The following is a 19,848-nucleotide window of genomic DNA, read 5'->3' on the forward strand; positions in this document are numbered from 1 at the left end:
CGGGACGCAAGAACTCCGTAATCAGAACAGCAGCGGCAGCAGCGCGTGCCGGCGCCGGACGATCGCGCCGTACCGCGCGTCCAGGCGCAGCCACGAATCCGTCGCCGACACGCGGACGACGTCCTCGGCCAGGTCCGCATCCACGAAACCCATGCCGGACATCGCGAACAGGCAGCGCATCTGGACCTTGACCTCGACCGCATCGCCGGACACGGTCAGCACCGCCTGGTCCATCAGGGACGACGGCGGGTTGCCGTGCGGGCCGGCGTTGTCCCTGGCCAGCGTCACGCCCCGGTCGGCCAGCTCCGCGACGACCCGCGCCGGCAGCTCGTCGACCAGCGGCCAGCGGCCGGACGGGGGCAGTTCGCCGTGCCACAGCAGGTCGCGGGCCGGGCCCGGGTCCATCCGCGGCCCACCCGCCACCGTCAGCGCCGCCAGCAGCTCGTTGCCGGACACCGTCACGTCGCCGGGGGTGACGTCCCCGGCCACCGCGCGGGTCGCGAAGCATTCGAACGGCGTCGCCGTCCAGGCCTCGACGACGCCGTCGCCGCGCTGCCGCAGCCGGACGGCCGTCTGGCCGTCCAGCCGGACCGCGCGGGCGACGAACGCACCGAGGGTCTCCCGGTCCGCCGCGTCCGGCACGAACAACTCAGGCATCCGCGAACCCCTGCTTCAGAAACTCCGACTCGGGCGGGCTGAGCCTACGCGGCCGCAACGCGACCGTGTCGTACGGCGCCAGCACCGTCTCCGCCGTCACCGCGACCGGGTCGGACTCCGCCGGCCCGGTGTGGACGCGGTAGGCGAGCGTGAAGCTCGCCGCGCGCAGCTCCGTCAGGTCGATGCCGACGCGCAGCTCCTGCCCGGACACCACGATCGGCGCCTTGTAGGCCACTTCCAGCTTGACCACGACGATGCCCTTCGGCAGCTGGTCGAGCCCCGCCTCGACGGCGCCCTTGAACAGCAGCGGGATGCGGGCCTCTTCGAGCAGCGTCACCATCTTCGCGTGGTTGATGTGGCCGTAGACGTCCATGTCCGTCCAGCGCGGACGGACGTGCGCAACGTAGGTCACCGCACCGTGCTCCGGATCTGCCGGGCCGCCACCGAGAGCGTCGCGAGGTCGAGCCGGCCGGACTTGTGGATCTCGTCCAGCGCGGCGCGCGCCCGCTGCAGCCGCGAGGCGTTCGTCTTCTCCCACTGCGCGATCTTCGCGTCCCCGGACGAACCGGGGTCGCTGTGCCGCAACGCGTCCAGCGTGATCGCCCGCAGCGAGCCGTAGACGTCGTCGCGCAGCGAAAGCCGGGCGAGCGCGTGCCAGCGGTTGCCGCGTTCGAGCGCGCTGATCTCGGTCAGCATCTTGTCGACGTCCAGGTGGTCCGAGAGCGCGTAGTACAGCTCCGCCGTCTCCGCCGGGCTGTGCGGGGCGTCCACGCCGACCTGCTGCTCGGCGAGCTCGGCGACCTCGGTGACGTCGAGCAGGCCGTAGGTGTGCAGCAGCAGCGCGACCCGGCGGGCCAGCCCCTCGGGGACGTTCGCGGCCATCAGCTCGTCCGCCTTCGCCTGCACGGACTCCGCCTCACGGCCGCGGAGCAGGTCGCCGATCTTCGGGACGAGCTTGCTCAGCACCCGGCCGAAGCGCTTGATCTCCGACAGCGGCGCCAGCGGCTGCGGCCGGTTGGTGAGGAACCAGCGCGCGGCCCGGTCCAGCAGCCGCCGCGTCTCCAGCACCATCGAGTCGGCGACGTCGGTGGGCACGACGTTGTCGAGCGCGTCGATCTCCTTCCACAGGGCCGGCAGGTCGAACACCCGGGTCACGACGGCGTACGCGCGCACCGCGTCGGTCGCCGTGGCGCTCATCTCCTCCATCAGCCGGTAGACGAAGGAGATGCCACCGCCGTCGACCACCTCGTTGGCGATCATCGTGGTGATGATCTGGCGGCGCAGCGGGTGCTCGCCGATCGCGTCGGCGAACCGCTCGCGCAGCGGCTTCGGGAAGTACTCGGACAGCCGGCCGGCGAACACCTTCGAGTCGGGCAGGTCGCTGGCCAGCAGCTCGTCCTTCAGCTCCAGCTTGACGTGCGCGAGCAGGGTCGCGAGCTCCGGCGAGGTGAGGCCCTTGCCCGCCTTCTCCAGCTCGCGGAACTCGGAGTTGCTCGGCAGCGCCTCGAGCTTCCGGGCGAAGGCACCCGCGGCCACCAGCGCCTGGACCTGGCGCGCGTGCACCGACAGCATCGGCGCGGCGTGCGCCCGGCTGACGCCGAGGACGGCGTTCTGCCGGTAGTTGTCGTCGAGCACCAGCGCGCCGACCTCGTCGGTCATCTCCGCCAGCAGCTCGTTGCGCTGCGCCTCCTCGAGCTTCCCGGTCTGCACCAGGTGGTCGAGCAGGATCTTGATGTTGACCTCGTGGTCGGAGCAGTCGACACCGGCCGAGTTGTCCAGCGCGTCGGTGTTGATCTTGCCGCCGTTGCGGGCGAACTCGATCCGGCCCAGCTGGGTCAGGCCGAGGTTGCCGCCCTCGCCGAACACCTTGACGCGCAGCTGCTTGCCGTCGACGCGGATGGCGTCGTTGGCCTTGTCGCCGGCGGCGGCGTGGGTTTCGGACTCCGCCTTGACGTACGTGCCGATGCCGCCGTTCCACAGCAGCTCGACCGGCGCCAGCAGGATGGCCTGGATCAGGTCCATCGGTGCCAGCGCGGTGACCCCTTCGTCGAGCCCGAGGGCTTCGCGGACCTGCGGGCTGATCGGGATCGACTTCGCCGAGCGCGGGTAGATCCCGCCGCCTTCGCTGATCAGCGACCGGTCGTAGTCGTCCCACGAGCTGCGCGGGAGGTCGAACAGCCGGCGGCGCTCGGCGAACGTCGACGCCGCGTCGGGGTTCGGGTCGAGGAACACGTGCATGTGGTTGAACGCGGCCACGAGCCGGATGTGCTCCGAGAGCAGCATGCCGTTGCCGAAGACGTCGCCCATCATGTCGCCGATGCCGACGACGGTGAAGTCCTCGGCCTGGGTGTCCTTGCCCAGCTCGCGGAAGTGCCGCTTGACGCTCTCCCAGGCACCCTTCGCCGTGATGCCCATGGCCTTGTGGTCGTAGCCGACCGAGCCGCCGGACGCGAAGGCGTCCCCGAGCCAGAAGCCGTACCGCGCGGACACCTCGTTGGCGATGTCGGAGAACTTCGCGGTGCCCTTGTCCGCCGCGACGACCAGGTACGAGTCGTCGGCGTCGTGCCGGACGACGCCCGGCGCGGGCACGGTCTTGCCCTCGACGCGGTTGTCGGTCAGGTCGAGCAGGCCGGAGATGAACATGCGGTAGCAGGCGATGCCTTCGTTCAGCTGGGCGTCGCGGTCGATGCTCGAGTCGCCGGTCGTGGCCGGCGGGCGCTTCACGACGAAGCCGCCCTTCGCGCCGACCGGCACGATCACGGCGTTCTTGACCGCCTGCGCCTTGACCAGGCCGAGGATCTCGGTGCGGAAGTCCTCCCGGCGGTCCGACCAGCGCAGGCCACCGCGCGCGACCTCGCCGAAGCGCAGGTGCACGCCTTCGACGCGCGGCGAGTACACGAAGATCTCGAAGCGCGGCCGTGGCTCGGGCAGGTCGGGCACGCCGGCCGGGTCGAGCTTGATCGCCAGGTACGGCCGCGTCTTCCCGTCGGCGTCGGTGACGTGGTAGTTCGTCCGCAGCGTGGCCCGGATGACGGCCATCAGCCGGCGCAGGATGCGGTCCTCGTCGAGGCTGGTGACCTCGTCGATCATCGCGCTCAGCTCGCTCATCAGCGCTTCGGTGGCGGCCTCGCGGTCGGCGTCACCCAGGTGCGGGTCGAAGCGGGCCTCGAACAGCCGCAGCAGCTTCGTCGCGACCTGGGTGTGGTTGAGCAGCGTGTTCTGGATGTAGTCCTGCGAGAACGCGCTGCCGGCCTGACGCAGGTACCGCGAGTAGGCGCGCAGCACGGCGGCTTGGCGCCAGGTGAGCCCGGCGCGCAGCACCAGGCCGTTGAGCCCGTCGACCTCGGCGTCTCCGCGCCAGGCGGCCTCGAAGGCGTCCTGGAAGCGGCCGCGCAGCTGGTCGACCGCGTGGTCGTCGCCCTCGTCGAGCATCTTCTGGGAGACGCGCAGGCCGAAGTCGTAGATCCAGCAGGCGCCGCCGTCTTCGCGGTGCAGCTCGTACGGCCGTTCGTCGACCACCTCGACGCCCATGGCCTGCAGCACCGGGAGCACCTTCGAGAGGGTGACGCCTTCGCCGCGCAGGTAGAGCTTGAAGCGCCGTTCGCCCGGCTCGGCGTCGGCCGGCCGGTAGAACGACAGCGCGAGGTCGCCCTCGTCGGTCAGCGAGTCGAGCGCGCGAAGGTCGGCCAGTGCCTCGCCGGCCGAGAAGTCCTCCTTGTAGCCCTCGGGGAAGACGCTCGCGAAGCGCTGGCCCTGCTCGGTCGCCGACTCCTCGCCGAGGACACCGACGGCGACGCCGCCGTCCGAGCGCTCACGGCGTTCGTCGAGGACCGCCTCGACCATCCGGTCGTCCCAGCTGCGGACCGCGTCGTTGAGGCGGTCCTGGATCTTCGCCGTGTCCGGCTCGAGCCGGCGCGCGGGGTCGGTGTGGACCATGAAGTGCACCTGGGCGAGGACGGTCTCGCCGATGCGCGCGCTGTATTCGAGCTGGGTGCCTTCGAGCTCTTCCAGCAGGACTTCCTGCATCGCCAGCCGCGACCGCGTCGTGTAGCGGTCCTGCGGGAGGTAGACGAGGCAGGAGTAGAAGCGGCCGTACGGGTCGCGGCGCAGGAACAGCCGCAGCCGGCGGCGGTCCGACAGCGTGATCGCGCCGGTGGTCGTCGAGTACAGCGAATCGGTGTCGGCGGAGAACAGGTCGGCGCGGGGCCAGTTCTGCAGCACCTCGAGCATCCGCTGGCCGGAGAACGACTCCATGGGGAACCCGGCGCGGTGGATGACCTCGCGGACCCGCTTGCACACCACCGGGATGTCGAGCACGTTCTCGTGCAGCGCGGTGGTGGTGAACATGCCGAGAAAGCGGTGTTCGCCGGTGACGGTGCCTTCGGCGTCGAAGGTCTTCACGCCGACGTAGTACGGGTAGACCGGCCGGTGCACGGTCGAGGGCGCGCTCGCCTGGGTCAGCACCAGCAACGTCGGCGAGAGGGCGGACGCGGCGGTGTCCGGGCCGGCGGTCAGGCCGCGGGCGGCCAGGCTGTCCTGGCGCAGCACGCCGAGCCCGGAGGCCAGCACCGCGCGCAGGGCCGGCTCGTCCGAGTCCGGGTGCGGGTTGTCGACGAGCTCGTAGCGGCGGTAGCCGAGGAAGGTGAAGTGGCCGTCGGCCAGCCAGCGCAGCAGGCGGGCGCCCTCGGCGACCTCGGCCTGCGGCAGCTGCGGCGGCTCGGTTTCCAGTTCGCTCGCGAGCTGGCAGGCCGTCTGGGCCATCTTCTCGGCGTCCTCGACGACCTCGCGGACGTCCCCGAGAACGCTGGAGAGGCGGTTGTCGAGCTCGCGCGCGCGGTTCGGGTCGGTGACGAAGTCGATCTCGATGTACATCCACGACTCGGCGGCCGAGTTCGCGGGCGGCTCGGCCGGGTCGGCGTCGGGGTGGACTTCCAGGAGCTCGCCGGTCAGGTCCCGGCTGACGACGACGATCGGGTGGACGATCCGCTGCACCTGCACGCCGTCCCGGGCGAACTCCGCGGCGATCGAGTCGACCAGGTAGGGCATGTCGTCGGTGACGACCTGCACGACGGTGGCTTCGCGCGCCCAGCCGTCTTCGGCGACGGTGGGGTTGAGCAGCCGCACGGCCGGGCGGCCGGGCATCCGCGACCGGGCGAGCTGCAGGTGCGAGCGCACCGCGCCGACCAGGTTGACGGGCTCGTCGCCGACGATCTCCTCGGCCGGGATGTGCCGGTAGTAGAGCCGGATGAGCTCCCCGATCTCCGGCGCCAGGCCGGCGGCGACGTCGATCAGGTCGTCCCTGATCTGCTCCGGGCTGACCGGGGAGCGCTGACCGAATTCGGGTTCGGTTTCGGCTCCGGTTCCGGGTAGGGACGAGACTCCGGTCGAGCTCATTTGAGGCAACTCTCCAGTATTCGTGAGGTGGCACCGCGCCGGTTCGACGGTGAACCGGACGACCCCACACTAATGCGCGGCGGTCGGGGATCACATGAAGACCCGGGGGTTCCCCAGTCTCGGAAAACCCTTCCGGGCCAGCGGATTCGCGTGATCGGTCAAGCTACTGACGGGTTGCGTCCGGAGCGTCCGCGCGGCCCTGACCAGCCGGGCCCGTCGGGCATCACCTGAGGTGGGGCCGACATGATCGGTTCAGCTGAGGCCCGGCGAAGCCGTTCGGCGAACGTTGTCGGCCGGTCGGCGACGCCGGGGTGCGACGGACACCACTGTCCGGCGGCCCCGGGCAGGTCGGCGACGAATAGGGGGGTCTGGCCGACCCGGGGCGCGATCGGCCGCCGGCTCGTTCATGGGGTCCGGCGCGCTGAACGGCTCGCTCATGACGTCGCCGGCGATGAAGGCGGGTCCGGTCAGTCGCCCGTGCCGTGGCGGCGGGAGTCCCCGACCTCGGCGCCGTGACCGTTGCGGCCGTGGCCGTTGCGGCGGCCCGTGTCGTTCGGCCCCAGCTGCTTGACCAGCGCCGCCGCGCTCGCCGTGCCCGCCTGGTGCTCGGCCAGCGCGCGGGCCAGCAGGTCGGCGAGGCCCGCATCCGGTGGGGGCTCGTCCTCCGCGATCGCGCGCGCGTAGCTCTCCGGGAACGGGGCCGTCGCCGGGGTCCAGTGGCCGAAGTCCTCCATCGGCTCCAGCGCGGGCGGCATCCGCAGCCGCGGCAGCCAGGGTTCGGCTTCGTCGCGGTAGTCCGGCACCGACGGCGGCTGGTCCTCCGGCCGCGGCGGTGGCGCCAGCTCGGGCTCGGCGCGTTCGCGGCGCGGGCTGTCCTCGCTGCCGGTTTCGTGCGTGCTTTCCGCGTCTTCCGCCCGGCGGCGGCCCCGGCCCGCACCACCACCCGACGACGAGATCCCCAGGCGGTCCAGCACCGACCGGGCGGCTTCCGAGCCGTGTTCGGCGTCGTGCCGGGTCGACGGCTGCGGTTCGCGCCGCGCCTCCGGCTCCCACGGTTCCCGCTCGGCGGCGGGCTCGGGCGCGAGCGGCAACGCCGGCGTGACGCGCGTGGGCGCCGACTCGCGTTCGGCGGCCGTCTCCCGCAGCCGCGCTTCGGCGAGCGCCGCCCAGGAGAACTTGGTCTTCCCGCTTTCGGCGGCCTCGCGCTCCGGCTCGCTCCGGCGCTCCGGCTCCTGCCGGACTTCCACCGGCTCCGGACGGACCTCCGGCGTGGCCGGCCGCGCCGGCTCGGCCCGGAACTCCGGCTCACGAGGACGTTCGGCCCGGACCTCGGGTGCCGGCCGCACGTCGACCGGCTCCGGCTCGCGGCGGCGCCCGGGCGGCTGAACCTCGGACTCCGAGCGCACCTCGACCGGCTCCGGCGCCCGGCGGCGGCCCCCCGGCTGGACCTCGGATCCCGACCGCACCTCGATCGGCTCCGGCACCCGGCGGCGTCCGGCGGGCTGAACCTCGGACTCGGCCGGATCTTCGATCGGCTCCGGCTTGTGGCGGCGCCCAGCCGGCTGCGCATCGGACTCCGGCCGAACCACGGCCGGTTCACGACGACGGCCCCCCGGCGGAACTTCGGACCCCGACCGCACCTCGATCGGCTCCGGCTCCCGACGGCGTCCTCCCGGCTGGGCCTCGGTCCCGGATCGCACCTCGACCGGCTCCGGCCGCCGCCGCTCGACGACCACCGGCTCCGGGCGCACGCGCGGCTCCGCGGGCTCGTCCCGCACCGCCGGCATCACCGACGTCTCGGCCGCGTCGGCGGTCACGCGCAGCCGTTCGAACGACCACGCGGGCGCCGGTTGCCGCGGCTCGGGCTCCGGTGCGGACGTCTCCTCGCGGTCGAACGACCAGGCCGGTGTCCGCGGCGAAGGCTCCGGGGCGACCGGCTCGGCGGCGGGGGCCGCCGCCACGACCGGGACCGGCCGCGACGGCACTGCCTTCAGCACCTCGTCGAGGTCGACCGACGCCGGCTCACCCGTGCCGAACTCGCCGGCCAGCACACCGCACGCCTGCCGCCGGGCTCGCGCGTGGAGCTGCTCGGCCGCCCGCGAGCGGTACAGGCACGCGATGGCCTCTTCGGCCTGCCCGAACCGCTCCTCCAGCTGCGCCAGCTCCAGCCACAACCTCGCGGTGACCGCGGACAGCCCGTGCCGGTCGGTGCTCGCCACGGCTTCGCGGACCTGCTCGATCGCGGCTTCGCCCGAGCCCGAGGGCAGGTGGATGCGGGTCGCGACGGCCAGCCGCAGCCAGCCCATGGGCGCGACCCCGGCCGCCCGCACCGGCTCGGCCAGGACCGGCTCGGCGATCTCGTACGCCATCTCGGCGTCGCCGCGGTCGAGCAGCGTGCTCACCAGCAGCAGCACGAGCCGGATCCGGACGAGACCGCCGTCGTCGGCCGGGTTGTCCAGCTTCTCCAGGAAGCCCAGGCCGGTCCGGGCCGCGTCGGCGGCCGCGGTGAGGTCGCCGTGCCGGCGCCGATGTGCGGCCGTGCCGACGCGCAGCAGCGCCCGCACCAGCAGCTGGGTGTCGCCGCCGAGGGACTCGTCGCCGAGGACGAGCTTGTCCGCCTCGACGAGCGCCCGGTCCAGCTCGGCCTTCCGGCCCAGCAGACCGAGGCAGCCGACGAGGTGGGTCAGCGCGGCGGCGCGGTGCACCGGCGAGACGACCGGATCGGTGAGCACCGGCCGCAGCGCGGCGAGGCCGGTCAGCGGCACGCCCAGGCTGCGGGCGCAGACGGCGAGGTCGATGCGCAGCCGGGCGGCGATGTCGCCGTAGCCGGCGTGTTCGGCCGCGCGCAGGGCAGCGACCGCCCGGCCGACCGTGCCCGGCCGCTCGCCGAGCCGGACGCGCGCGGACACGACCAGGCTCTCGGACCGGATCCACTGCTCGTCGGCGCCGGCGGCTTCGGACAACGCGGCCGCGCGCTCACCCAGGACCAGCGCGAGCTCGGGCGCGCGCAGGTGCAGGGCGTCCGCCCGCTCGATCAGCCGTCCGACCGCGGAGAGGGTTCCCCCGGCAGTGGCGGAGCGCCCGCCCTCCAATCGGGAGGACGGGCCCGTCCGGTGCTGCTTGCTGGCTTCCACGGGGAAACCCGCCCCCTCAGTCGCGGGTCAGCTTGCGGTGGGTGACACGGTGCGGGCGGGCGGCCTCGGCGCCCATCCGCTCCACCTTGTTCTTCTCGTACCCTTCGAAGTTGCCCTCGAACCAGAACCACTGCGACGGGTTCTCGTCGGTGCCTTCCCAGGCCAGGATGTGCGTCGCGACCCGGTCGAGAAACCACCGGTCGTGGGAGATCACGACGGCGCAGCCGGGGAACTGCTCCAGCGCGTTCTCCAGCGAGCCCAGCGTCTCGACGTCCAGGTCGTTCGTCGGCTCGTCGAGCAGGATCAGGTTCCCGCCCTGCTTGAGCGTCAGCGCCAGGTTGAGCCGGTTGCGCTCACCACCGGAGAGCACGCCCGCCGGCTTCTGCTGGTCCGGGCCCTTGAAGCCGAACGCGCTGACGTACGCGCGCGACGGCATCTCGGTCTGCCCGACGTGGATGTAGTCCAGCTCGTCGGAGACGACCTGCCACACGGTCTTCTTCGGGTCGATCCCGCCGCGGTTCTGGTCCACATAGGACAGTTTGACCGTCTCGCCGATCTTGACGATGCCGTCGTCCGGCTCCTCGAGCCCGACGATGGTCTTGAACAGCGTGGTCTTGCCGACGCCGTTCGGGCCGATCACGCCGACGATGCCGTTGCGCGGCAGGTCGAACGACAGGCCGTCGATGAGGACGCGGTCGTCGAAGCCCTTGCGGAGCTTCTCGACCTCGACCACGACGTTGCCCAGCCGGGGGCCCGGCGGGATCTGGATCTCTTCGAAGTCGAGCTTGCGGTGCTTGTCCGCCTCCGCCGCCATCTCCTCGTAGCGGTCGAGCCGGGACCGGGACTTCGTCTGGCGGGCCTTGGCGTTGGACCGCACCCACTCGAGCTCGGTCTTCAGGCGCTTGGCGAGCTTCTGGTCCTTCTTGCCCTGGACCTCGAGGCGCTCACGCTTCTTCTCCAGGTACGTCGAGTAGTTGCCCTCGTACCCGACGACGCGGCCGCGGTCGATCTCCATGATCCACTCGGCCACGTTGTCCAGGAAGTACCGGTCGTGGGTGACGGCGAGGACGGCGCCGGCGTAGCGGGAGAGGAACTGCTCCAGCCACAGGACACTCTCGGCGTCCAGGTGGTTGGTGGGCTCGTCGAGCAGCAGCAGGTCGGGCGCCGACAGCAGCAGCTTGCACAGCGCGACGCGGCGGCGCTCACCACCGGACAGGTGCGTGACGCCCTCTTCGGGCGGCGGGCAGCGCAGCGCGTCCATCGCCTGCTCGACGGTCGAGTCGAGCTCCCAGGCGTCGGCGTGGTCCAGCTCCTCCTGGAGCTGGCCCATCTCCTCCATCAGGGCGTCGCTGTAGTCGGTCGCCATCAGCTCGGCGATCTCGTTGTAGCGGTCCAGCTTGGTCTTGATGTCGCCGAGCCCCTCCTCGACGTTCTGCCGGACCGTCTTCTCCTCGTTGAGCTCCGGCTCCTGCATGAGGATGCCCACGCTCGCACCGGGCTGGAGGAACGCCTCGCCGTTGCTGGCCTGCTCGATCCCCGCCATGATCTTGAGAACGGTGGACTTACCGGCACCGTTCGGCCCCACCACGCCGATCTTGGCGCCGGGGTAGAACGCGGTGCTGACGTCGTCGAGGATGACCTTGTCCCCGACGGTCTTGCGCACCTTCTTCATGGTGTAGATGAACTCGGCCATACCCACGATCGTAGAGCGCACCTGATCGCGACCCGACGCCGGTCACCGTCGGACTACCGAAAGTCAGCCCGGCGTCACCGAAACCGTCGTTTTGCCGGGCTCCGGACGGGTCTCACCCTCAACCGGAAGTCGAGACTCAGTCGGCCCGCTTGCCGTCCGCGAGATTCTTCAGCATCGCGTTGTAGGCGTTCAGCTCTTCGTCGCCCGTCGCCGCTTCGCGCCTGTCTCGCCGCTTCGCCTCGCGCTCGTCCTGGCGCGACCACTGCACCAGCAGCGCGATCAGCACCAGCAGCACCGGGAGCTCGCCCGACGCCCAGGCGATACCGCCGCCGAGCCGCTGGTCGGTGAGCAGGTCCGGCACCCACGGCAGGTGCAGCGAGCCGTAGAACGCCTGCCCGATCACGGTCTGCTTGCTCATCAGGATCACGCCGAAGAAGGCGTGGAACGGCATCGCGGCGAACATCATGCCGAGCCGGCCGAGGTACGGGATCCGCCGCGGCGACGGGTCGACGCCGATCACCGGCCAGTAGAAGACGTACCCGGCGAGCAGGAAGTGCGCGTTCATCGCCAGGTGCGCCCAGTGGTAGTTCAGCGCGTTGTCGAACAGGCCGGAGAAGTACAGCGCGTAGAACGAGCCGACGAACAGCAGCAGCGCGACCACCGGGTGGGTCAGGAACCGCGACACCGGCGAGTGCACCGCCGCGACGAGCCACTCGCGCGGCCCCGGCGGGGTGTCCTTGCCCGCGGCCGGCAGGGCGCGCAAGGCGAGTGTCACCGGCCCGCCGAGCACGAACAGCACCGGCGCCACCATCGACAGCAGCATGTGGTTGCCCATGTGCACGCTGAACATCGCGGGCGCGTAGCGGCCGATGCCCGACGACGTCGCGATCAGCAGCACGACGCAGCCGGCGATCCACGCGACGGTGCGGCCGACCGGCCAGGAGTCGCCGCGGCGCAGCAGCCGCTGCACCCCGGCGAGGTACAGCCCGCCGAGGACGAGCGCGAGGGTGCCGTAGACCAGGTCGAAACGGGTGTCGAAGAGCAACCGCCACACCGTCGGCGGGCCGTCGAGGTCGTAGCCGATCAGCAGTTCGGTGGTGGACGGCTGGGTGACGGCGTCCGCCGGGGGTGGCGTCCTGGCCAGCCCGGCCGCGATGCCGAGCGTGACGAACATGATCAGGATCTCGACCGCGGCCAGCCGCGTCAGCTGGCCGCCGCCCTTGCCGTCGACGAGGTCCGCGACGCCCTTCCGGCGTTGCTGGTGGCCGAAGACGCCGAGCAGCAGCAGCGCGACCGTCTTGGCGACGACCAGGAGGCCGTAGTCGGTGGTGAACAGGTCGTTGAAGCCGATCCGCACCAGCGCGTTGACCACGCCGGAGATCGCCATCACGATCCAGCAGACCAGCGCCAGCCGCGAGAACCGCTGCGCGGCCAGGCTCAGGTGGTTCCCGCGCCGGTAGCCCAGCGCCAGCAGCGCGACCAGCCCGCCCACCCAGAGGGACGCCGCGACGAGGTGGAACAGCAGGCTGTTGGTGGCGACGTCGTGCGAGCCGCCGCTGGCAGAGTGGCCGGTGACCGCGACCGGGACCAGGCCGCCGACGGCCAGGAAGAACAGCACCGCCGTCCAGCCCCACGAGAGCGCGAGCCGGCAGCCGAGCGCGACGAGGACCGCGATCAGCGCGGTCCACAGCCAGGCCTTCGGCTGCTCGATGGCGCCGACCAGGTCGAGCAGCGTCTGCGGGTCCAAGACCTCGCCGAACGGCTTCCCGGCGGTGTCGGCGGCGGTGAAGGCGACCGAGAGCAGGGCCGCGCCGAACCAGACCCAGGCGGCGATGCCGGCCGCGCGGAGAGCGCCGTAGCCCTCCGGGCCGAGCGTGCCGGACTTCTGCGGCGGCACCAGGAACGCGGCGAGCAGCAGCGCCCCGACGCAGATCACCGACGCGGCCTCGGAGAGCACGCGCATGACCGTGATGCCGTACTTGGTGACCAGCCCCGGATCCGGCAGGCCGGCGATGGCGTAGCCGGCCCCGCCGGTGAGCGCGATCAGCCCGATCGCGACGACGGCGGCCAGCAGCACGCCGACCGAAATCAGGGGCAGCACGCTGGCCCGGCGCTGCGCGGGAACGTCGGATTTCGTCACGGGCTCGCTGGACACGCCCCAGAGGGTATGCCCAGCCCCGGTCAGGCCGGTGTGACGGGCAGGATGGGAGCGTGAGAATGATCCTGCTGCGGCACGCCGAGTCGCTCGGCAACGTCGACGAACTCGCCTACACGCGGATCCCGGACCACGCCCTGCCGCTGACGGACAAGGGCGAGCGGGAAGCGCTTGCCGCCGGACCGGAGATCGCCCGGCTGCTCGACGGCGAGCGGCCCGCCGTCTACGTCAGCCCGTACCTGCGGACGCGGGAAACGTTGCGGCTGCTGGACATCCGGGCGTCGTGCGAGCGGCTGCTGCAGGAGCCGCGGCTGCGCGAGCAGGACTGGGGCAACCTCCAGGACCCGGCCGAGCAGGAGATCCAGCGGGCGCGGCGCAACGAGTTCGGGCACTTCTTCTACCGGCTGCCGTTCGGCGAGTCGGGCGCGGACGTCGACGACCGCGTCGCGGCGTTCCTCTCGGACCTGCGCCTGCGCGACGAAAGTCACCCGGAGACGGTGCTGATCGTGTCGCACGGGCTCACGATGCGGCTGCTGTGCCGCCGGCTCTTCGGCTGGAGCATCGAGCTGTTCGAGTCGCTGTCCAACCCGGGGACCTGCGAGTACCGCGTCCTCGAAGAGCAGGACGGCAAGTGGGCGCTGGACCACCCGTTCGCGCAGTGGCGGGACTCACCCGACGGGGAAACGCAGCTCTGACGGCTCCAGTGACGCGGTCAGCACGACACGGGTGCCCTGGCCGGGCGCCGAATCGATGCGCGCGGTGCCGCCGATCTCGGCCAGCCGGGCGTGGATCGAGTTCTCGATGCCGAACCCGGCACGGTGCGCGCCGACGTCGAAGCCGGTCCCGTGGTCGCGCACGGACACCGTGACGATGCCGTCGTGCTCTTCGAGGCACATGACGGCTTTGGCCGTTTTCGCGTGCTTCAACGTGTTTCGCAGCGCTTCGCGAGCCGCGTCGTGCAGGGAGTTGACAACGCTCTCCGGGACTTCGGCGGGCTTCGCGAGCGAGACGAGGTCGACTCGCAGGCCCTCCGCCGTCATCTCGACGGCCAGCGCGCCGAGGCGGTGCTCGAGGCCGCCCGGCTCCGCGGGCGCGTCGCCGTCGAGACTCAGCCGCAGGCGCAGGGCGTGCGCGCGGGCGATGCGGCGGACCTGGTCGAGGCTGCCGACCGGGTCGAGGCCGTCGCGGGGCGCCGGCAGCGCGAGCGACTCCATCACCTGCAGGACCGTGTCGTGCAGGTCGCGCCGGTAGCGCTCCCGTTCGGCGGCGCGGCCGCGCTGCTCCCCGAGCCGGTGCGCGAACCGCATCGCCCCGGCGACGAGCATGACGATCGCCAGCGCCGTCGCGGCGGCCGCGACCAGGGCGAGCACGATCCACGTCGCGGGCGCCGACGTGCCGGACACCACGGCCATGCCGTAGCGCAGGAGCACGGCGCCGGTGATCGCGATCGCGCCGGCCGGGGCGCCGCGCAGCAGCGTCCAGACCATGACCGTGCCCATGATGTTCGGCCAGGTCAGAGCGAGGAGACCGGGCGCGAACGCCGCCGCCGCGAGGCTCGTGACGAGCGTGTACGCGGTGTCGGCGGCGAGCACCCGCCGGATGCCGGTGCTGCGGTGGAAGACCCAGGCCACCTCGGCCAGGTTCGGCACGAGGTAGAGCACGATGGCGAGCGCGAGCACCGGAGCGCCCAGCGGGCCGCCGGCCCAGATCGCTTGCAGGAACAAGGCGAGCCGGAACGCGACCGGCACGAGCACGAGCCTCGGCACCGCCCCCTGCACGAGCGGGAGCCCGGCCCCGCCGGCGAGCGCCCCCGCGCCGCCGAGCAGCACAACCCTCACGACGTCCTCCCCGGGTCAAGGCCCCTACCCTGACCAGCCCACCTGAACTCGTAACGTCGGTGCATTCATCTCAGTTTACGACGAGCTCAGCTTGCCCCGCCTGGTTCCACACTGTCAACGGGGGCTTCGGCGATAGGGGCCGTTCGCGAAGAGAGACGCGACCCGGGAGGCCTCGGCTCCCGGCTTTTTGTCACGATTCGGCCATCAGCGCGGCGTCTTCGCGCTTCCGCGCCCGCCGGGCGCCGAGGGCGGCGGGCAAGATCAGCGCGGCGACCAGCCCGACGAACCCGAACGCCACGCTGTAGTCCGTCACCTGCGCGATGCCGCCGACGATCGGCGGCCCGCCGAGGAAGCCGGTGTAGGCGATGGCCGTGACGAAGCCGATCTCGCGTTCGCCGCCGGTGCCGTCGCCGCGTTTCCCGGCGTCGCCGGCCAGGCTGAGGGCGAGCGGGAACGACGCGGCCAGGCCCGCACCGGCGAGCGCGAAGCCGGCGTATCCGACGGCGGCGACCGGGATCGCGGCCGCGGCGAGCAGTCCGGCGGCGGCCAGAACCGCACCCGCGGCGAGGCAGCGGGTGGGGCCGAACCGGCGTTGCGCCCACGATCCCGCGAGCCGGGTCAGCGCCATGACCAGCTGGAAGCCGGCGAACGCGAGGGGCGCGGCGCCTTGGCCGACGCCGCGTTCGGCGGCCATCAGCAAGGCGGACCAGTCCGAGGACGCACCCTCCGCGATGGCCGAGGAGAGCGCGACCGCGGCGAGCAGCCACAGCACCGGACGGCGGACCGGCGCGCGGCTCGGCGCGGCTTTCTCGCTGTGCTCGGGACGGCTCCCGGGAACCGCGCGGATGATGACCAGCAGCATCGTGACGGCGACGACGGCGGCCACGCTCAGGTGGCGGCCGGGAGACCAGTCGTGGCCGGCGGCGAGGCCGGCGGCCAGCGAACCGGCGAGCGCGCCGAAGCTGAAGCCCGCGTGGAACTCCGGCATGATCGGGCGGCGGATCCGGCGTTCGACAGCCACCGCGGCGACGTTCATCGCGACGTCGAGCATCCCGACGCTCGCGCCGATCAGGAGCAGGGCGCCGGCCAGCAGCGGCACGGTCGGCGCGAACCCGACCAGCACCATCGAGCCGGCCGCGCTCACGGTGCTGCCGGCCACGACGACGCGGGCACCGGCCCGTTCGATGATCCGGCCGGACACCGACGCGGCGGCGAGCATCCCGACACTCGCGCCGAGCAACGCCAGTCCGAAAACGCCTGGTGAGGCGTGCACCTGCGCCGCCAGTGCCGGGGTGCGCGACGCCCAGGAGCCCAGCGCGAGGCCGTTGAGCGCGAAGACGGCGAACACCGCGATCCGGTCCCGCATCCATCCCCCTTTTCCGTGGTGCCGGGTGGCCTCAGCGTGGTCTCCAGCGTGGCCGAGGCGGGCGGCCGGGCCACGCTTAGCACCGTTTTCTTTCGTCCGCAAGACCGTTCGCGGATCTGTGGACAACCGGCTCCCGCCCGGCGACCTGTCCACAGATCCGAAATCGCGGGCTGACAAATCTTCCGTCGCCCGTCAATCTGGAATCACCAGTTCACCGCGGCCCCGAAGCCGCGATTCCAGAGGGGAAATCCACGATGTCTTCACGCCGTCTCCGTGCCCGGCTGCCGCACCTGCTGGTCTTGGCCGCACTGGGCCTGCTGACCAGCGTCGGAACCGCCCAAGCCGCGTCGGCGCAGGAAGATCCGGGGTGCCAGAAGGGCGAATTCTGCCTGTGGCCCACCGGCGACTACGGCGGCGACGCCCAGCGTTTCGACCTGCGCACCGCGAATCCGGGGGAATGCATTTCCCTACCGGAGGGATTCGCCGGATCGTCGTTCGCGAATCTGCTGACGCGGGACGTCACGGTGTACCAGAGCGAGGAATGCTCGACCGAGGGAGATTTCGTCACCTACCCGGGTGGCGGCACGTTCGTCCCGGACGCGCCGTTCCTGGTCCGCGGGATCCAGATCTGGGAGTGACGGCCTGATCCGGGCCCGCACCGCCGTCCGCTCCAGAGGGAGAGCCGGCTCGCGGCGGCGGCCGGACCCGACCGGGGCCGCTCCCCCGACAGCGGCCCCACCCCGTGGGCGCGCCCCAGCGGCGGGGCGCGCCCACGGGCTTCCCACGGCTCGCGGGGCTCGCGGAGGTTTGGCGGTCGGGCGGGGGCACTCTCGACCGGTTCGACGACCGCTGTGCGTCCCCTCGGTCATTGAGGGGCACGCAACGCGTCAGCGAGGCTTGCGGACGGCCCGGCGGCCCACGCCGGGTTCAGCCGGCCCTCTACCGGCTGAGTGATCCAAGCCGGCCGCCGGCGCCCACTCGCGCCAGGCTGGGGCCGACAGAGCCCGCAGAGTGGCGACGACACGTTTACGGAGGTGAGGTGACGACCGCGCCGCCCGCCGCGGCTGGGAGGCAGCGGCGTGCGGACGCTCGCGGCGCTGCCTGCCCGGCCGCTGGTCGTGCGGGCGAGCGTGGTCGGGCTGGACACAGCAAGAGCCTTCTGATCGCCAGATTACAGGTTCGCGGCGTGCCGGGAAGCCCGTTCGGTCACCCTCAGCACCGCACCCGACACTCAAGGAGGTCCACACCACGTTCTCGACGACGCTTGGCCCGAACTTCCGAATTCCGTCGAACGAGACCTGAAACGATTCGCCGGTGTCGAACGATCGAGAGGATGGCGACGACTAAGCTGCCAGTGCCGGGTTACCGGCAGCAGCCGTCGGCGCGGGCCCTCGTAGCTCAGCTGGATAGAGCAAGAGCCTTCTAATCTCTAGGTCGCAGGTTCGAGTCCTGCCGGGGGCGCCACCAGGGAAGACGTCGTGCGCGGCTGCGCACGACGCACCCTGGTCACGTGATCGGTCCCACGCCGGGACCCTGCTCGCGCGCCGTCGGCGTGCCCCACTGTGGACGGTCACCGTGCGCGTTCCCGCGCCCGAGGAGTCCGGAAGTCGCACCGCGTGAGCGGCCAGGTGGCTCAACGGGGCCCTACCGAGTTCATCCCGAGACAACCTTGTGACCTCCGGCGGCGAAGCCGCTGTTGCGCAGCCGAACCGTCACGCCCAGCAAGGGCATCCCCGGTACGACCGGCATCACCAAGACCACCCGATCGAGCGAATCCGACCGCGACCCGAACGAAGGAGGCCGACCCCACCGTGGACGCCGAACAACCCGCCGGACGCCACCGGCGCCGCCGCGCCAACCGCGCCACGCGCACGGCCCTGGACGAAGCCCGCCGCGCCGGCCTGGTCCGGCGCCACCTGACCAAGCTGCGCTACCTGGCCGACCGAGCCGGACGGGAACCGGAGCCCGGAGAGCCACCCACCGAGGCACCGACTTCCACGTCGGACGCCGCCTGACCGCCCTCACGACCGCTCCCGACACGCGGCAGGCGCCGGCGACTGCCCAGCCGTGCGCACACCAGACCCGGCGACGCGGCCGGGCATCCCGGCACTGGACCGGGCGTTCACCGCCCTCTGCGACCCAGTCCGCCGGGCGGCGCAGCCCGGTGAGCAGCGATGCGCCACCCGCCCCGCGGCCGAACGCACACCAGACGCCGGCGCGGTGCCCAGCACGCAGCTGAGCACGCCCGGCGTTTGGGCGGCACGGCCTGGCAAGCCGGCGATGCGCCACCGCGCGCCAGGCGCGAAAAGGCGGCCCCCTGCCCAGCACCTGCCGGACAGAGGCCGCCTTCACGAGCGGGCAGAGAACTACACGCCCGTCGCGGGCTCCACGCCCTTCAAGTGCACCGGAAGGGCACGGTGGCCGTTCATGATGAACGTCGACAACGGCTGGAGGTCGGCCGGATCGACCGCCAACGCCAGGTTGGGGTAGCGCTCGAACAGGCTGGACAAGCCGACCGTGGCCACCAGGCGGGCGATGCCCGCGCCGAGGCAGAAGTGCGGGCCGTGGCCGAAGGACAGGTGCTCCTTGTCCGCTCGGGTGATGTCGAACTCGCACGCCGACTCGCCGTGCAGCGACGGGTCGCGGCCGATGGCCGCGTAGTTGACCAGGATCGGGTCGCCCTTGGGGATCGTGACGCCTTCGCCGAGGTCGATGTCCTCCATCGCGTAGCGCAGCGGGAGCGAAGCGAGCGGGGACTCGACGCGCAGGGTCTCGTCGATGACCTCGCTCCAGGCGACCTCTCCCGATTTCACCAGCGCCAGCTGGTCGGGGTGGGTGAGCAGCGCCGTGATCGCGTTGTCGAAGAAGTTGATCGTGGTCTCCGAGCCGGCGCCGAGGATCGCGAAGATCGTGTCGGCGAGCTCCTGCTCGGACAGGCGCGAGCCGTCCTCGTCGCGGGCGGCGATCAGGTCGCTGGTGATGTCTTCGCCCGGGTTGGCGCGCTTGGTCGCGATCAGCTCGTCCATCGCGCCGCGCCAGCCGGCGAGGACCGACTGGGCCTGCTCGGGGGTGACGGTCGTGTCCACCATCATGTCGATCACCTTGGCGGTGGCCGCGCGAGCCTGCTCGTCCATTCCGATCAGCTCGGCGACCAGCATCGCCGGCAGCGGGTAGGCGAACCGCTCGCGCAGGTCGACCACCTCGTCCGGCCCCGCTGCGGCGAGCGCGTCGAGCAGCATTTCGGTCAGGGCCACGATCCGGGGGCGGATGGCCTCGGTTCGCTTCGGGGTGAAGGCTTTTCCGACCAGGCGGCGCAGGCGGACCTGGTCCTTGCCGGTGGCGGTGACCATGTTGTCCATCGCGACCCAGCTGATCATCTCCCAGTCGGGCGGGATCTCGCCGTTGATGAACTTCGGCCAGTAGTTGCGCGCGTTCTTGGTGACCCTCGAATCGGCGAGCAGCTTCTTGATCACCTCGGCCCGGGTGACCGACCAGGCGAGCACCCCACCGGGCAGCTCGACCCGGGTCGCCGGGCCCAGCGCCCGCAGGCGAGCGGCCTCTCCGTGGATGTCACGTCCCGTCGTGTCCAGGACTGGGCAACGGCTTTCCAT

The 19,848-nt window shown here is 72.0% G+C and carries 12 protein-coding genes and 1 tRNA gene; 4 read left to right on the forward strand and 9 right to left on the reverse strand.

From position 1 onward, the window contains the following. Nucleotides 1-21 precede the first annotated feature (21 nt). The 6 genes from ACZ4TR_RS17920 to ACZ4TR_RS17945 all read right to left on the reverse strand — a co-directional run bounded on the left by ACZ4TR_RS17920 (nt 22) and on the right by ACZ4TR_RS17945 (nt 13,033). The gene (locus ACZ4TR_RS17920; protein ID WP_465288030.1) at nt 22-657 is read right to left on the reverse strand and encodes a DUF8010 domain-containing protein; all 636 of its coding nucleotides are present in this window, start codon (nt 655-657) and stop codon (nt 22-24) included. Further along, entirely contained in the window at nt 650-1,069 is a 420-nt protein-coding gene (locus ACZ4TR_RS17925) for an acyl-CoA thioesterase (RefSeq protein WP_155545552.1), read from the reverse strand. Before ACZ4TR_RS17925 ends, ACZ4TR_RS17920 begins: the two co-directional genes overlap by 8 nt. Continuing rightward, nucleotides 1,066-6,051: an NAD-glutamate dehydrogenase gene (locus ACZ4TR_RS17930; RefSeq protein WP_465288031.1), complete on the reverse strand. Its 4,986-nt coding sequence runs from the start codon at nt 6,049-6,051 to the stop codon at nt 1,066-1,068. Before ACZ4TR_RS17930 ends, ACZ4TR_RS17925 begins: the two co-directional genes overlap by 4 nt. Nucleotides 6,052-6,518: 467 nt before the next feature. Continuing rightward, nucleotides 6,519-9,185, reverse strand: coding sequence for a hypothetical protein (locus tag ACZ4TR_RS17935; RefSeq protein WP_465288032.1), 2,667 nt, complete (start codon nt 9,183-9,185; stop codon nt 6,519-6,521). A gap of 16 nt (nt 9,186-9,201) precedes the next feature. Continuing rightward, nucleotides 9,202-10,878: an energy-dependent translational throttle protein EttA gene (gene ettA / locus ACZ4TR_RS17940; protein WP_364524457.1), complete on the reverse strand. Its 1,677-nt coding sequence runs from the start codon at nt 10,876-10,878 to the stop codon at nt 9,202-9,204. 136 nt (nt 10,879-11,014) lie between these two features. After that, nucleotides 11,015-13,033 carry a bifunctional copper resistance protein CopD/cytochrome c oxidase assembly protein gene (locus ACZ4TR_RS17945; RefSeq protein ID WP_465288033.1) on the reverse strand — a complete coding sequence of 673 codons (2,019 nt, stop codon included), beginning with the start codon at nt 13,031-13,033 and terminating at the stop codon, nt 11,015-11,017. A gap of 56 nt (nt 13,034-13,089) precedes the next feature. Between ACZ4TR_RS17945 and ACZ4TR_RS17950 the strand changes: the two genes are divergently transcribed. Next, a complete protein-coding gene (locus ACZ4TR_RS17950) occupies nt 13,090-13,728 on the forward strand; it encodes a histidine phosphatase family protein (protein WP_465288034.1) in 639 nt (212 codons plus the stop codon). Here the strand turns inward: ACZ4TR_RS17950 and ACZ4TR_RS17955 are convergent. Together ACZ4TR_RS17955 and ACZ4TR_RS17960 are read right to left on the reverse strand one after the other, a co-directional pair. Then, on the reverse strand, nt 13,702-14,862 hold the full coding sequence (locus ACZ4TR_RS17955) for a sensor histidine kinase (RefSeq protein WP_465288132.1): 1,161 nt from the start codon (nt 14,860-14,862) through the stop codon (nt 13,702-13,704). The genes ACZ4TR_RS17950 and ACZ4TR_RS17955 overlap by 27 nt on opposite strands. A 199-nt stretch (nt 14,863-15,061) precedes the next feature. Beyond that, a complete protein-coding gene (locus ACZ4TR_RS17960) occupies nt 15,062-16,237 on the reverse strand; it encodes an MFS transporter (RefSeq protein ID WP_465288035.1) in 1,176 nt (391 codons plus the stop codon). Between the two features lie 254 nt (nt 16,238-16,491). On the opposite strand from ACZ4TR_RS17960, the gene ACZ4TR_RS17965 reads away from it, so the two are divergent. The 3 genes from ACZ4TR_RS17965 to ACZ4TR_RS17975 all read left to right on the forward strand — a co-directional run bounded on the left by ACZ4TR_RS17965 (nt 16,492) and on the right by ACZ4TR_RS17975 (nt 18,252). Beyond that, nucleotides 16,492-16,875 carry a peptidase inhibitor family I36 protein gene (locus ACZ4TR_RS17965; protein ID WP_465288036.1) on the forward strand — a complete coding sequence of 128 codons (384 nt, stop codon included), beginning with the start codon at nt 16,492-16,494 and terminating at the stop codon, nt 16,873-16,875. Nucleotides 16,876-17,624: 749 nt separating this feature from the next. Continuing rightward, nucleotides 17,625-17,701: transfer RNA gene (locus ACZ4TR_RS17970), tRNA-Arg, on the forward strand. A gap of 347 nt (nt 17,702-18,048) precedes the next feature. Then, a complete protein-coding gene (locus ACZ4TR_RS17975) occupies nt 18,049-18,252 on the forward strand; it encodes a hypothetical protein (protein WP_465288037.1) in 204 nt (67 codons plus the stop codon). Nucleotides 18,253-18,603: 351 nt separating this feature from the next. On the opposite strand, the gene ACZ4TR_RS17980 is transcribed toward ACZ4TR_RS17975, so the two are convergent. Beyond that, nucleotides 18,604-19,848 carry a cytochrome P450 family protein gene (locus ACZ4TR_RS17980; protein WP_465288038.1) on the reverse strand — a complete coding sequence of 415 codons (1,245 nt, stop codon included), beginning with the start codon at nt 19,846-19,848 and terminating at the stop codon, nt 18,604-18,606.

Source organism: Amycolatopsis sp. NPDC028719 (assembly GCF_055565395.1).